The sequence below is a fragment of the Streptomyces sp. NPDC017225 genome, assembly GCF_044331465.1.
Classification (GTDB): Bacteria; Actinomycetota; Actinomycetes; order Streptomycetales; family Streptomycetaceae; genus Streptomyces.
On the sequence record NZ_JBIRNE010000024.1, the window covers coordinates 1 to 14,209 of the forward strand.

General features: G+C 70.1%; 13 protein-coding genes and 1 tRNA gene. 6 read left to right on the top strand and 8 right to left on the bottom strand.

What is annotated here, in order from left to right; genetic code table 11:
- Nucleotides 1-374: 374 nt before the first annotated feature.
- Nucleotides 375-1,877, top strand: coding sequence for a LacI family DNA-binding transcriptional regulator (locus ACH4NX_RS33520; protein ID WP_398129863.1), 1,503 nt, complete (start codon nt 375-377; stop codon nt 1,875-1,877).
- A gap of 12 nt (nt 1,878-1,889) precedes the next feature.
- Here ACH4NX_RS33520 and ACH4NX_RS33525 read toward each other — a convergent pair whose 3' ends face one another.
- The 5 genes from ACH4NX_RS33525 to ACH4NX_RS33545 form a co-directional block, all read right to left on the bottom strand.
- On the bottom strand, nt 1,890-2,705 hold the full coding sequence (locus ACH4NX_RS33525; RefSeq protein WP_398129862.1) for a hypothetical protein: 816 nt from the start codon (nt 2,703-2,705) through the stop codon (nt 1,890-1,892).
- A 91-nt stretch (nt 2,706-2,796) separates the two neighbouring features.
- Nucleotides 2,797-3,486, bottom strand: coding sequence for a DUF488 family protein (locus tag ACH4NX_RS33530; protein ID WP_398129861.1), 690 nt, complete (start codon nt 3,484-3,486; stop codon nt 2,797-2,799).
- A 259-nt stretch (nt 3,487-3,745) separates the two neighbouring features.
- A tRNA-Pro gene (locus ACH4NX_RS33535) sits at nt 3,746-3,819 on the bottom strand.
- Nucleotides 3,820-3,886: 67 nt separating this feature from the next.
- Nucleotides 3,887-4,642, bottom strand: coding sequence for a Pr6Pr family membrane protein (locus tag ACH4NX_RS33540; protein ID WP_351386994.1), 756 nt, complete (start codon nt 4,640-4,642; stop codon nt 3,887-3,889).
- Nucleotides 4,643-4,788: 146 nt separating this feature from the next.
- Nucleotides 4,789-5,718, bottom strand: coding sequence for a metallophosphoesterase (locus ACH4NX_RS33545; RefSeq protein ID WP_398129860.1), 930 nt, complete (start codon nt 5,716-5,718; stop codon nt 4,789-4,791).
- Nucleotides 5,719-5,881: 163 nt separating this feature from the next.
- Here ACH4NX_RS33545 and ACH4NX_RS33550 point away from each other — a divergent pair, with 163 nt between their 5' ends.
- Nucleotides 5,882-6,346: a GatB/YqeY domain-containing protein gene (locus tag ACH4NX_RS33550; RefSeq protein WP_351386989.1), complete on the top strand. Its 465-nt coding sequence runs from the start codon at nt 5,882-5,884 to the stop codon at nt 6,344-6,346.
- 158 nt (nt 6,347-6,504) lie between these two features.
- On the opposite strand, the gene ACH4NX_RS33555 is transcribed toward ACH4NX_RS33550, so the two are convergent.
- Nucleotides 6,505-8,799 (bottom strand): transglycosylase domain-containing protein, encoded by a 2,295-nt coding sequence (locus tag ACH4NX_RS33555; protein WP_351386987.1) that lies wholly within the window; start codon nt 8,797-8,799, stop codon nt 6,505-6,507.
- Between the two features lie 459 nt (nt 8,800-9,258).
- Between ACH4NX_RS33555 and wblA the strand changes: the two genes are divergently transcribed.
- On the top strand, nt 9,259-9,600 hold the full coding sequence (wblA, locus tag ACH4NX_RS33560; protein WP_398129859.1) for a transcriptional regulator WblA: 342 nt from the start codon (nt 9,259-9,261) through the stop codon (nt 9,598-9,600).
- A 287-nt stretch (nt 9,601-9,887) separates the two neighbouring features.
- Here wblA and ACH4NX_RS33565 read toward each other — a convergent pair whose 3' ends face one another.
- Both ACH4NX_RS33565 and ACH4NX_RS33570 read right to left on the bottom strand, forming a co-directional pair.
- Nucleotides 9,888-11,252, bottom strand: a complete 1,365-nt coding sequence (locus tag ACH4NX_RS33565) for an ArsA family ATPase (RefSeq protein ID WP_398129858.1) — start codon at nt 11,250-11,252, stop codon at nt 9,888-9,890.
- On the bottom strand, nt 11,249-12,226 hold the full coding sequence (locus ACH4NX_RS33570) for an ArsA-related P-loop ATPase (protein ID WP_351386979.1): 978 nt from the start codon (nt 12,224-12,226) through the stop codon (nt 11,249-11,251). The genes ACH4NX_RS33565 and ACH4NX_RS33570 overlap by 4 nt, the downstream gene beginning before the upstream one ends.
- A gap of 106 nt (nt 12,227-12,332) precedes the next feature.
- On the opposite strand from ACH4NX_RS33570, the gene ACH4NX_RS33575 reads away from it, so the two are divergent.
- From ACH4NX_RS33575 to ACH4NX_RS33585, 3 genes are all read left to right on the top strand, one after another.
- Entirely contained in the window at nt 12,333-12,494 is a 162-nt protein-coding gene (locus ACH4NX_RS33575) for a DUF4177 domain-containing protein (RefSeq protein ID WP_003975360.1), read from the top strand.
- Nucleotides 12,491-12,958 (top strand): RidA family protein, encoded by a 468-nt coding sequence (locus ACH4NX_RS33580; protein WP_351386977.1) that lies wholly within the window; start codon nt 12,491-12,493, stop codon nt 12,956-12,958. Before ACH4NX_RS33575 ends, ACH4NX_RS33580 begins: the two co-directional genes overlap by 4 nt.
- A gap of 169 nt (nt 12,959-13,127) precedes the next feature.
- Nucleotides 13,128-14,165, top strand: coding sequence for an alpha/beta fold hydrolase (locus ACH4NX_RS33585; protein ID WP_398129857.1), 1,038 nt, complete (start codon nt 13,128-13,130; stop codon nt 14,163-14,165).
- The last annotated feature ends 44 nt before the right edge of the window (nt 14,166-14,209 follow it).

The following is a 14,209-nucleotide window of genomic DNA, read 5'->3' on the forward strand; positions in this document are numbered from 1 at the left end:
GGACCTCGACAATCCTCATTCTTGCTGGTCAGAGGCACTTTCTGCTTTCCTGACCACCTGCCGGACAGCCCGCTTCATGAAAGCGCGAGGCTAGGCGCCGACTCATTCCCTTCACGTACGTGGGCGGTGCCTATCGCTTCACCGCGGAACACGTCGGGGAAATCGTGCGGCTGCACGAGGAAATTCCTTCACGTCCCCGGCAGCGCCCGGTGCCGCCGGCCTCCCTACCCGTCCCCGTGCCCGTTGCCCGCGAGCCCGGCGCCGCCTCGTCTGGACCCGTGTTCACCGCACGGCCACCGCGTCGGCTGCTCAAGACCCAGTCCCAGTACGACATCACCGCCTAGACAGCCCCAGCGAGAGAAGGGAGGGAACACTTGGGGTACGCGGAGAAGCGCGCCACCTACTGGCGGGGCCGCTACAAGCTCGCCGACGGAAAGTACGGAACCGTCTCCGACCCGACGGGCGACGTGGTCAAATTCGCCACCAAGCGGGAGGCCAAGCAGGCAGCCGACGCCGAGGAGGTCGCCGTCCGCCGCGGAGAGTGGCGGGACCCCGCAGCCGGCCAGGAGACCTTCGGCGAGTACGCCAGCCGCTGGTACGCAGACCAGGACCTCGCCGCGTCCACCATGCAGAACTACCGGCGCCACATCGAGGAGCACCTCCTCCCCACCTTCGCGGGCAAGTCCCTCTCTGGCATCCTCCGCTCCGACGTGGAGCGCTGGGAGAAGGCGGAGAAGGCCGTGTACGCGGCCTCCAGCGTGAAGACCTGGCGCTCCACCCTGCACCTCATCCTCGAGGACGCGATCGACGAGGGCCTGATCACGTCCAACCCAGCCGCCCGGCGGCGCGGGCGTGGCAAGCGCGCAGGTCGCTCCCGCGACCGCGGCCCCGAGAAGGTCATCACCGACCCGCTCGGTGCTCTGCTGCTCGCCGAGCGGGCGGCCTTGCTCTCCGGCCGGGACGACGAGTTCGTGGCGGTGATCCTCAAGACGTACACCGGCATGCGGTGGGGCGAGATCGTCGGCTTGGAGACGGAGTTCGCCCGTCCCGGAGTCGTCCGCGTCGAGTGGCAGCTGTACGAACTCGACTCCGGCGAGCTGGTGCGCGTGCCGCCGAAGGACGACAGCTACCGCACCATCGACGCCACGGACTGGCTGTCCGCCCTCGTCGCCGACCACATCGCCCGTACGAAGCCGACCCCGTGCCCCTGCCACGGCAAGATCTACGTCTTCCGAGGCCAGGGCGCCGCCCGTACCGCTGGACACGGCGGCGCGAAGCTTGTCGACGTCGCCCGCCGCGCCGGAGTCTCCACCGGCACCGTCTCCAACGTGCTCAACCACCCCGAGCGCGTACGGGAGGAGACGCGCGTCCGCGTCGAACTCGCCGTCGCCGAGCTCGGCTTCGTACGCAACGCGGCCCCCTCCCAAGAGGCCGCCCACTGGCGCCGCAATGGCTTCGCCACCTGGCCCTTCCAGCCGGCTGCCACCGGCTGGTACCCGAAGAAGGCTCCCCAGGAGCCGCGTCCCGTCCCACTCCTGGGCGAGCCCTGGCCGGGCGTCCCCGCCCGTGGTCGTGGCGCGAGTCAGCGGGCCGACGCCTGCTGGCTCCCCGTCGCCAAGGGCCTCACCCCGCACGGCCTGCGTCACTCCCACCGCACCGTCATGGAGGACCTCGGCACGGAGAAGGTCCTCATGGACGAGCGCATGGGCTACCTCGACGGCTCCGTCTCGGCCCGCTACGCACACGTGACCCCGGGGATGCGTCGCCGCCGCCTTGCCGGCCTGACCGAGCAGTGGGAAGCGGCCCTGGCCGCCCGCCGGGCTATGTGTCCTCGCTCGCCGGTGCGCGTGCTGGACCGCCTCCTCACAGCTGCCTGACGCCCGCACCGTCTAGACGGAGAACAGGTCGTCCTGGACGAAGTCGACGACGTTCCGCTGGGGGTAGAAGAGCCCCAGCAGCATGAACGTGCGTGGATGCGCCGCGATGTTGCCGACGAAGCAGTGGACCGCCCGATCAGGGGTGACCATGCGCTCGAACCACCGCTCGCGCAGCTTGTCCAGGACAGCCTGCTCGCCGTAGGTGCGCCGGAACCTCCGGTAGGACTCGCCGGCCTCCCAATCCTTTAACCCCATGTCGTGCCCCGTGCAGGCGTCGTCCGCGCAGCGGAAGCGATAGCGGAACTCGAGCGGCACCCACTCTAAGCGCCGCAGGTCCTGGTCGAACAGGTCCAGCTGGTCCGCGAGGGCGGCCTTCCCGGCGGGCCAGGGCTCCGCCTCCGTCAGCCGGAAGTCGGTGATCTCCGCCGGCCGGAAGATGCCGAGCGAGGTCCCGTTGGTCTCCTGGTCGCGCTTGATGGCGCAGAGCGACTGTGCGACGAGCGGCTCGACGTACGAGTACCGCTGCTTCCAGCCGTCAGAAGTCGGAACCTGCTCGATGACCTCCAGCGTGTCGAGATCGGGTCGCAGGCTCTCGGGACGCCTGTCCCTGTGGTGCGGGCGGACGTTGACCTCGACGATCGAATACTTCGCGAACTGCGCGCCCTGCTCCAGCAGCCGGAACGGGATCGGGAAGAGCCGCACATGTTGCGGGCGTCCCTGGTCCAGCCGGATCCCGGCCACACAGCTCGTCTCCCGATACTTCGACGACAGTTCCGGATACGTCTTGACCGTGATCATGATCCTGGCACGCTGCCGGTCGTCGGCCATGCTGTCCCCCCTTCCACTGAATCGCCCCGGTTCAGATGGGAAGACAGCAGCCCTCGCCGGTCAAGACCGGCGACACGAGGGATCGCCCGGATCAGGCCAGCGGGCGCACGTCCACAGAGGCCCGCTTGCGGACCGTGTCCAGGACGACCTTGCGGTGGCAACGCTCCTCGTCCTTCTCGAAGCACAGCACAGCGACACGGGACTGTGTGGCGTGCTCAGCCAGGCGATCGAGATCCGTCTGAGCCTCGTCCGACCGCAGCACGCTGCGGAACCGGGCTCGTCCCACGCTGACGCGGCCGTCCCAGAACGGGGCTCGGTTCTCCTTGGGGTTCCCCAGCGCGCGCAGGTGGGTGTACTCGATGCCGGCCCCGGCGAGCGCCTGCCCCAGGCGGGTCTTGCTGAAGCCGGGCTTGCGGCTGATCGGGGTGAGGCGGACGTCGGCCACCACCTGGATGTCGCAGTCCAGCAGGGATGAGACGAACGAATCGATGTCGCGCCCCTCGTACCCAGCGGACCAGAGCCCCGGCGCCGGCTTCGCCTGCCGGAAGAGCTCCTCCAACGGCACATTCAGCGCTTCCGCGATGTCGCCCACCGTGAAGAAACTCGGCTGGATTGCTCCCTCGCTCTCCAGCCGCCTCAGCGTGCTCGTGCCGACTCCCGCCTCCTTGGCGAGAAGCTCCACGGACCATCCGCGCTCCTCGCGCAGCGATCGGATCCGCCGTGCGAGTGCTCGGGACCGGAAGGCGTGGTCTGAGCTGTTCGCGGTGAGTCGAGCGGCCATGGGCGTGATCCTAACGGGGTGCGAACCATGTCGTCTTGCCGTCCTGAGTACGAGGTACGTATCCGGTCGATGAGCGGTGGCGATTCACGAACGCACAGGAGGGCCGGACTTCACGGCCGCGCCACCCACTCCCCACCGTGCACCCGCCTGGGAGACCCCGACCAAGATCGTCTCCCAGGTTTCTCCCAAACGATCTACAAAGCCAGTCAGGGGCCTGATTCGATCTCTCGAATCAGGCCCCTGACCTGGTACTTCACTGTCGGGGTGGCGGGATTTGAACCCACGACCTCTTCGTCCCGAACGAAGCGCGCTACCAAGCTGCGCCACACCCCGATTGTCGCTGCTCGTCGCGGCGACGTCGTTTACTTTAGCCCACCGGCGGCCGGAGGTGAAATCCGGTTTACCAGCGGCGGCGGAGCGGGTTCGGGCGGATGTGGTCCAGGGCCACGAGGAGGGCGCCGAGGGCGTAGAGGGAGAGGCCGAGGAGGAGGGAGTTGCCGAGGACGCCCTTGTAACCATGCTGGTCGACGTCGAGGAAGGGGTAGAGGTAGCGGTCCTGGGTGCCGGGGAGGAGGAGCTCGCCGCGGGCCAGGGAGAGGGCCAGGTAGGCCAGGGGGTAGAGGAGCCATGCGGTGGCCTGGCGCAGGTGCAGGCGGCCGGGGGTGGTGAGCAGGAGCCAGTCCAGGGCCGCGGCGACAGGGACGGCCGTGTTCAGGAGGTGGGCCGCGACCGAGTGCCAGCCCGTGCCCGTACCGGTGCCCTCCGCCAGGGCGAAGGGGCTCGCCGCGTTGGCCAGGAGCAGGTGGTGGACGAGGCCGGCGGCGGCGACGTAGAGGAGGGCCGCTCCCGTGAGGGCGCCCGGCAGGGGGCGGCGGGCGGACCAGGCGCGGCGGGCGGAGGCGAGCAGGACCAGCGCCAGCAGGATGCTGCTCTGGGTGGTGAAGTGGCTCAGGGTTCTGGTGGGCGGGCCTCCGAGGAGGAGTTCGACGGTCACGCCCGTCAGCGCCAGCAGTGCGGTCAGGGCGCGGAATCCGGCGGCGAGCGGGCGGCGTACGGGAGGCAGGACGGCCGTCGCCGGGACGGGGGAGGGCAGCAGTCTGGGCGGACCCGGGACTGCGGGGAGGTCCGGGATGTCCCTGGGTATCGGGGCTGTCATGGCCTCACGCTAGGCAGACCGGACATCGCGGGCGATATGGGTGCGCCGTGTGGGTTACCCCGGCCCCGGTCACGACCCTCGGTCCCGGCCCCCGGTCCCGGTCCGGGGTGGGCCCTGCCCGTCCGTCGATTCCGTGCTCTCGCCGGTCAGCGCTCCCGTCCCACCAGCGTCAGCAGCGTCGCCTCCGGCGGGCAGGCGAAACGTACCGGCGTGTACCTGTTCGTACCGCAGCCCGCCGACACGTGGAGGTAGGCCGTACGGCCCTCGGCCGTGTGCGTGGACAGGCCCTTCACGCGCTCCGTGTCCAGGTCGCAGTTGGTGACCAGGGCGCCGTAGAAGGGGATGCACAGCTGGCCGCCGTGCGTGTGGCCGGCGAGGACCAGGGGGTAGCCGTCCGCCGTGTAGGAGTCGAGGACGCGCAGGTACGGCGCGTGGACCACGCCCATCGAGAAGTCCGCCGTGCCCGACGGGCCGCCCGCCACCTCCGCGTACCGGTCCCGCTTGATGTGCGGGTCGTCCAGTCCCGTCAGCTCGACGGACACACCCTCGACCTTGAGAGTGCCGCGTGTGTTCGTGAGGTTCTGCCAGCCGGCCGCGTCGAAGCCGTCGCGCAGCTCCTCCCACGGGTTGTGGACAGCGCCCTCGGCCGGCGTGTTGCCGTTCAGGCCGTGGCGGCCCTGGGCCTTCTCGATCAGGTAACGGGCGGGGTTGCGCAGCTTCGGGCCGTAGTAGTCGTTGGAGCCGAAGACGTAGGCGCCCGGGAACTCCATCAGGGGCCCCAGGGAGTCCAGTACCTCCGGGACGCCCTCCGGGTCGGACAGGTTGTCGCCGGTGTTGATCACGAAGTCGGGGCGCAGCCCGGCCAGCGAGCGCAGCCAGCGCTGCTTCTTGCGCTGGCCGCCGACCATGTGGATGTCGGAGACCTGCAGCACGCGCAGCGGGCGCATACCGGAGGGCAGAACGGGGATCGTCACCCGTCGGAGGCGGAACGAGCGGGCCTCGAAGCCCGCCGCGTAGACCAGACCGGCGGCGCCAACCGCCGTGATTCCCAGGGGTACTCCGTATCGCGCGCGCATAAGTCCATCGTGTCAGAAGCGGTGGCGGGAGCCGACCGCACGGGGGACTCACGGCGGACTCACGGCGGACTCGCGGGGGCCGACGGGGGATCGGCGGGGGCCACGCCAGGGGGCGTGTAAATCGGCAGGCGTTCTTCCTCCCGCACCTGCGACAATCAGCCCCATGACCACGCTCAAGTCGAAGCTGCACGACGACCTCAACGCCGCGATCAAGGAGCGTGACGAGCTCCGCTCCTCCACGCTCCGGCTGACGCTTTCCGCGATCACCAAGGAAGAGGTCGCGGGGAAGGAGAAGCGGGAGCTCTCCGACGACGAGGTGCAGAAGGTGATCACCCGCGAGGCGAAGAAGCGCCGTGAGGCGGCGGAGGCCTTCGCGCAGGGCGGCCGTCCGGAGCAGGCCGAGCGGGAGAAGGCGGAAGGTGTCGTGCTCGCGGCCTACCTGCCCCAGCAGCTGTCCGACGACGAGCTGGACGCGATCGTCGCCCAGGCGGTGGAGGAGGCCCGGGCCGCCGGTGCCGAGGGGCCGCGTGCCATGGGTGCCGTGATGAAGATCGTGAACCCGAAGGTGGCCGGGCAGGCGGAGGGCGGCCGGGTGGCGGCCGCGGTGAAGAGGCTGCTGGCGGGCTGACCCGGGTATCGGGCTCGGACAACGGGCGGACGGTCCCTTCCCCCATGTCGGGGAAGGGACCGTCCGTCGTTCGCGCGCTGTCCCGGCCGGGTCCGGCCGGGACGCGGTGAAGGGTCAGCGACTGTCCCCGCCGGGTCCGGCCGGAACAGGGTGTCGGGTCAGCGGCGTCCCCCGGGACCGTTGCCCGGGCCCTGGATGAAGCCCTCCGGGATGGTGAAGTCCGGGTTGGGCTCGGTTCCTCCGTTGCCGCCACCGCCGTTGTTTCCGTCGCCGATCAGTCCGCCGACGGCACCGGCGTCGCCGTTGTCCTCGTCACCGTTGCCGCCGTCGTCCCGGTCGCCCTCGTCGTCGCCCCGGCCCTTGTCCTTGTCCTTGTCCTTGTCGCCTTCCGGGATGTCGACGAGGTTGAAGGACGGAGAGTCCTTGCCCGCCAGGGCGCCGGTCATGGCTTCCTTCCAGATGGGGCCCGGAACCGCGCCACCGAAGACGAGCGCGTGGGTGACGCCGCCGATCGAGATGTTCTTCATCTCGACCTGCTGGGAGGCGCTGCCGACCCAGACGGAGCCCGACAGGTTCGGCGTGTAGCCGACGAACCAGGCGTTCTTGCGCTCGTCGGTCGTACCCGTCTTACCGGCGTTGTCGCGGTCGGTCAGGCCGGCCTCCTTACCGGTACCGGAGTCGACCACGCCGCGCAGCAGAGTGTTCACGGTGTCCGCGGTCTTCTCGCTCATGGCCCGCGAGCACGTCGACTTCGGCACCTCGAGCGTCTGCTGCTTGTTGCCGACCTTCTGGGTGATCGACTCGATCGCGACCGGCGTGCAGTACATGCCGCGCGAGGCGAAGGTCGCGTACGCGCTCGCCATCGTCAGGGGGGACAGACCGACCGAACCGAGGGCGAGGGCCGAGGGGTTCTGCGGCAGCTTGTCGCCGTTGCCCTGCAGGACGTGCAGCTTGTCCGCCATGTTGGCCACCGGGCACAGGCCGATGTCGGAGAGCATCTGCACGAAGTACGTGTTGACCGACAGGGCCATCGCGTCCTTCAGACGGTACGGGCCGACCTCCGTCTCGTTCTCGTTCTCGACGCGGTAGTTGTTGTCGTTGATCCAGGGCTTGCCGCAGGTCTGGACGGGGCTCGGGTAGTCCATGTCGTACGGCGACGAGTACTCCTTCGTCGCCGGCACGCCCTCCTCCAGCGCCGCGGCGGCGAGGAAGGGCTTGAAGGTCGAACCCGTCGGGAAGCCGAAGTTGGAGCCGCCGTGGGCCGCGTCGACCGAGTAGTTGATCTCCGTCTCGTTCTTGCCGTAGCCGTACGGCTTCGTCTGGCCCATGGCGACGATCTTGCCGGTGCCCGGCTCGACCAGCGTGGTCGCCGCGGACACCGAGTCCGACTGGTAGACGTGGTTCTTCAGGGAGGCCTGCACCGACTCCTGGGCCTGCGGGTCGAGAGTCGTGCGGATGGTCAGGCCACCCTGGTTCCAGATCTTGGACCGGGCCTCGCGGGTCTTGCCGAAGACCGGGTCGCTGAGGAACACCTCGCGTACGTAGTCGCAGAAGAAGCTCGAGTTCTTCACGGCCGTGATGCAGCCGTTCTTGGGCCGGCTGACCTTCAGCCCGAGCGGTGCCTTCTGGGCCTTGTCGGCCTCCGCCCGGGAGATGTCGCCGACCTGGGCCATGCGCTGCAGCACGGTGTTGCGCCGCTTGGTGGCCTCCGCCTCGTCGTTGACCGGGTCGTACCGGCTGGGCGACTGGACGATGCCGGCCAGGAGGGCGGACTCCTGGATGTTGAGGTCCTTGGCGGACTTGGAGAAGTAACGCTGGGCGGCCGCCTCGACGCCGTAGGCCTGCTGACCGAAGAAGGTGATGTTCAGGTAGTTCTCGAGGATCTTCTTCTTGCCCAGCTCCTCCTCGACCTGGATCGCGAGCTTCAGCTCGCGGATCTTGCGGCCGATGGTCTGCTGGGTGGCCTGGGCGACCTTCGTCGGGTCGTCGCCCGCCTCCTCCACGAAGACGTTCTTGACGTACTGCTGGGTGAGCGTGGACGCGCCCTCGGAGACCTCGCCGCTGCGCGCGTTCTTGTTGAGCGCGCGCAGGACGCCCTTCAGGTCGACCGCGCCGTGCTCGTAGAAGCGCGAGTCCTCGATCGCGACGATCGCCTTCTGCAGGTACGGCGAGATGTCCTTCAGGTCGACCACCGTGCGGTCGCGCGAGTACACGGTGGCGATGGTGCCGCCGTCGGCGTCGAGGATGGAGGTGCGCTGGCTCAGCGGGGGAGTCTTCAGGTTGGCCGGGAGCGCGTCGAAGCTCTCCACCGACCCCTTGGCCGCCAGACCCAGCGCGCCTACGGCGGGCAACGCGATGCCGGCCAGCACTGCTCCGGCGAGGACACTGACACCGAGGAACTTGGCGGCCTGCTGAGTTGGCGACAGACCACCGCCCGAGCGCTTCTTTGGCATGGAGGCAGCCTACGTTCTCATTCGCCGGACACGCGTATATGCCTTGGCCTAAGCTGCACTCAACTGTCACAGCAGCGCGGCTACGTATCAATACGTCCGGTGACCCCGAATCGTTCCGGATCCGCTCGACTTTTTTCTGAGGGGCCCCGCTGGGGGCGCGTTGGTGTGTACGGGCGCGTGCCGCGGCGTGTGGGATGCGTGTCCGAATCCGCCTTGTGTGTCAACTGGTGTCCGTTGTGGCGCAGCAGACATGACCCGAATGCCGGGATAATCACGCATGTCGCCAGCTCACTCCCCCGGGTGATCTGCCGCTTACCCATAGTCCGTTCGGGCCATTCAAGATTGGGCCCGAAGGGGGTGTTGCGCTGTGCCCACCTTCCGTAACGTCCTCAACTGGCGGCGGTGAATATGCCGCTGCCGCCGTGGGGGAGCCTCGATTCGGGAGAGGACGGCGCCGGTATGGGCTGGGTAACCGACTGGAGTGCGCAGGCCGCCTGCCGCACTACCGATCCGGACGAATTGTTCGTTCAGGGAGCAGCGCAGAACAGGGCCAAGGCGGTGTGCACCGGATGTCCGGTGCGTACCGAGTGCCTGGCCGACGCGCTCGACAACCGCGTCGAGTTCGGCGTGTGGGGAGGCATGACGGAGCGGGAACGCCGCGCACTGCTGCGCCGGCGGCCCACCGTGACCTCCTGGCGCCACCTGCTGGAGACGGCGCGGACGGAGTACGAGCGGGGGGTCGGCATCGTGCCCCTCGACGACGAAGAGCTCTACGAGAGCTACGTGGCGGCTGTGGGCTGAGCCGGCCGGGGCTCCCCCGGACGCTCGGGCTCGGACGGTCCCGTTCTCAGGGGCCTCGGTTCAGGGGCATCGGTTCGGGCGCCTTGGCTCGGACGCCCCGATGCGGACGACACAGTATGGGCGCCTCGGTATGGGCGCCGTGGCCGGGTCGCCGCAGTACGGACGCCGTAGTACGGACGCCACGGGACGGACGCCCCAATAGGGGTGCCACGGGACGGACGCCCCAGTACGGGCGCCGTGGCTGGGCGCAACGGTACGGATGCCTCGGTACGGACGTCTCGGCTGGATCAGGCCTCCGTCTCGGGCAGCTCCGGCCGGTCCGTCGCGAGACGGACGCCGATTTCCCGCAGCCCCGCGAGGTCGTGCACGTCGCCGGGCAATGCGGCCACTTCGGTGACCGCCACCTCGGGATGGCGCGCGGTGAAGCGGTCCCGCGTGCGCTGCTCGCGGGCGAGCATGTGCATCCGGTCCGCGTGCAGCCTCAGCAGGCCCGCGGTGAGCTGGTCGACGGATCGCTCCGGTATGTCGGGAGCCTCGGGAGAGGTGTCGGACTCGGGTTCGCGGTCGGGGTCGGTCCTGGGCTCGGCGGCGGACTCGGAAGAGTCTGAACTGCCGTACGTGTTGGGAGAGTTACGAACTCCAGCTTTCCCGCCGTCCTGATCCACAATGCGGGGATCCTCAAGATTTTCCGCGGCGGCGAGCGCCCGCTCGGCCGACAGCCCGTCGGCGCCGCTGCCGTGGACCCGGTTGAGCACCAGACCGGCCAGCGGCATGTCCTCGGCGGCCAGCCGCTCCACGAAGTAGGCGGCCTCGCGCAGTGCGTCCCGCTCCGGGGCCGCGACCACCAGGAACGCCGTCCCGGGCGCCTGGAGCAGCTTGTACGTCGCGTCCGCGCGCGTACGGAACCCGCCGAACATCGAGTCCATTGCGGCCACGAAGGTCTGCACGTCCTTCAGGAACTGCCCGCCCAGCACCTTCCCCAGTACGCCCGTCATCATCGACATGCCGACGTTCAGGAACTTCATGCCGGCCCGGCCGCCCACCTTCGCCGGGGCCAGCAGGACGCGGATCAGCTTGCCGTCCAGGAAGGAGCCGAGGCGCTTGGGGGCGTCCAGGAAGTCCAGCGCCGAGCGGGACGGCGGCGTGTCGACGACGATGAGGTCCCACTCGTCCCGGGCCCTCAGCTGCCCCAGCTTCTCCATCGCCATGTACTCCTGCGTGCCCGCGAAGCCCGCCGAGAGCGACTGGTAGAAGGGGTTGCCCAGGATCGCCGCCGCCCGCTCGGGATCCGCGTGCGCCTCGACGATCTCGTCGAAGGTGCGCTTCATGTCGAGCATCATGGCGTGCAGCTCACCGCCTGCCGCGTCGTCGACGCCCTTCACCCGGCGCGGGGTGTTGTCGAGCGAGTCGATGCCCATGGACTGGGCCAGCCGCCGGGCCGGGTCGATGGTGAGAACGACCACCTTGCGGCCGCGCTCGGCAGCGCGCAGACCCAGGGCCGCCGCGGTGGTCGTCTTGCCGACGCCGCCCGATCCGCAGCACACCACGATGCGGGTCTTCGGATCCTCCAGCAGCGGATCGACGTCCAGCACGCGCGTGTGGGAGAGGCGGCGCGCGCCCTCCTGGTGCCGGGCGGCCGGGTCCGGACTCATGCGATCCCCTGCTTCCGCAGCTCGGTGGCCAGTTCGTACAGGCCCGCCAGGTCCATGCCCTCGGCGAGCAGCGGGAGTTCGTGCAGCGGCAGGCCCAGACCGGTCAGAGCGGCCCGCTGCTCCTGCTCCAGCGCGTACCGCTCGGCGTACTCCTCGGCCTGCGCGAGCAGCGGGTCCACCAGCCGCTCGGCGTGCCCGCCCCGCCGCGCCCCGCCGAGCCCGGCCCCGGAAAGGGAACGGGCGAGTGCCGTACGCGGTGTGCTCCGTACGAGTTCCAGGCCGGCCGCGTCCAGTACCTCGGGCCGGACCATGTTGACCATGACCCGCCCCACCGGGAGCCGCGCCGCCCGCAGCTCGGCGATGCCGTCCGCGGTCTCCTGGACCGGCATCTCCTCCAGGAGCGTCACCAGGTGCACGGCGGTCTCCCGCGACTTCAGCACCCGCATCACGGCCTGTGCCTGATTGTGTATCGGGCCGACCTTCGCGAGACCGGCCACCTCGTCGTTGACATTGAGGAAGCGCGTGATCCGCCCGGTCGGCGGGGCGTCCATGACGACGTAGTCGTAGGTGAACCGCCCGCTCTTGTCCTTGCGCCGCACCGCCTCGCACGCCTTGCCGGTCAGCAGGACGTCCCTGACGCCGGGCGCGATGGTGGTCGCGAAGTCGATCGCGCCGAGCTTCTTCAGGGCCCGTCCGGCGCTGCCCAGCTTGTAGAACATCTGGAGGTAGTCCAGAAGGGCCAGTTCGGGGTCGATGGCCAGGGCGTACACCTCCCCGCCCCCGGGAGCGACGGCGATCTTCCGCTCCTCATAAGGCAGCGCTTCGGTTTCGAAGAGCTGCGCGATGCCCTGGCGACCCTCGACCTCGACGAGAAGCGCGCGCTTCCCCTCGGTGGCCAGGGCCAGCGCGAGGGCCGCGGCCACCGTGGTCTTGCCGGTTCCGCCCTTGCCGCTGACGACCTGGAGCCTGCTCACGTATTCGAGCGTAACCAGTCCGCGCGCCGAGTACGCCCGGGGCTGTGGACAACCTCGCCGCGGTCGGCCCGCCGAGGCGTCCCGGGCAACGGCTAGAGTCGGCCACATGACCAAGTGGGAATACGCAACCGTGCCGCTGCTCGTCCATGCCACGAAGCAGATTCTGGACACCTGGGGCGAGGACGGCTGGGAGCTCGTCCAGGTCGTACCCGGGCCGAACAACCCCGAGCAGCTCGTGGCCTACCTGAAGCGGGAGAAGCAGGCGTGAGCGCCGTGGAGGCGAAACTGGCCGAGCTCGGCCTGACGCTGCCCGAGGTGGTTCCGCCGCTGGCCGCGTACCAGCCGGCCGTGCGGTCCGGCCCGTACGTGTACACCTCCGGCCAGCTGCCGATGCTGGACGGGAAGCTTCCGGTGACCGGCAAGGTGGGCGCCGAGGTCACGCCGGACGAGGCCAGGGAACTGGCGCGCACCTGCGCGCTGAACGCCCTGGCCGCCGTGAAGTCCGTCGCCGGTGACCTCGACCGCATCGCGCGCGTGGTGAAGGTCGTCGGCTTCGTCGCGTCCGCGTCCGACTTCACCGGCCAGCCGGCCGTGATCAACGGCGCCAGCGAGCTGCTCGGCGAGGTGCTCGGCGACAAGGGCGTCCACGCCCGCAGCGCGGTCGGCGTGGCGGTACTGCCGCTGGACGCGCCGGTGGAGGTCGAGGTCCAGGTGGAGCTCGTCCAGGCGTAGGGACGGTGCGGGGCGGGCGTTGCCGGGCCGGCAACAAACCTCGCCCTCGCGGCCTTGCCCCCGCAGGATCGGGTTCGGCGCCTCGTACGGGGCGGGAAGCGGTCGTTGTCGCCGGTCCCGGTCCCGGTCCGTCCGGGCGCCGGACCGACCGCGTGCCCCAGGAGGAGCCATGACCCAGCAGCCCCTGACCGAACAACGGACGACCGAGCGGTGGACGACCGAGCAGCGGCCCGTCCACCGACTGGTGCCCTCACCGGCCGGCCGGATCCACCTGGTGGAGCAGGGCAGCGGACCGCTGGTCCTGCTCGTCCACGGCTTCCCCGAGTCCTGGTACTCCTGGCGCCACCAGCTCCCCGCGCTGGCCGCCGCGGGCTTCCGCGCCGTCGCCGTCGACGTACGCGGCTACGGGCGCTCCTCCCGGCCCGACGCGGTGGAGGCGTACCGGATGCTCGACCTGGTGGCCGACAGCGTCGCCGTGGTGGCGGCCCTGGGTGAGCGGTCCGCGGTGATCGTCGGCCACGACTGGGGCGCGAACATCGCCGCGCACTCCGCGCTGCTGCGGCCCGACGTCTTCCGCGCGGTCGGCCTGCTGAGCGTGCCGTACACCCCGCCGGGCGGGCCGAAGCCCAGCGACGTGTTCGCCGGCATGAGCGACCCGGCCGGCCCGTTCGCGGGCCAGGAGTTCTACGTCTCCTACTTCCAGGAGCCCGGCCGGGCCGAGGCCGAGATCGAGCCCGACGTGCGCGGTTGGCTCGCGGGCCTCTACGCCGCCCTGTCCGGCGACACGATGCCGGCCCCGGACGCGCCCGACCCGCACTTCGTCGCCCCCGGCGGCAGGATGCGCGACCGGTTCCCGGACGGCCCGTTGCCGTCCTGGCTGACCGAGGAGGAGCTGGACGTCTACGCCGGGGAGTTCGAGCGCACCGGCCTGACCGGCGCCCTCAACCGCTACCGCAACATGGACCGCGACTGGGCCGACCTGGCCTCTCACCAGGGCGCCCCCATCACCCAGCCCTCGCTGTTCCTCGGTGGAAACCGGGACGCCTCCGCCACCTGGCTGTCCGACGCGATCGAGGCGTATCCGGCCACCCTGCCCGGCCTGACCGCCTCGCACCTCCTCGACGGCTGCGGCCACTGGCTCCAGCAGGAGCGCCCCGAGGAGACGAACCGGCTGCTCACCGAGTGGCTGGCCGCACTCCCCGGCTGACCGCCGTCACAGGCCCTGTACGGGGCCCGTACGGCCCTGCGGGC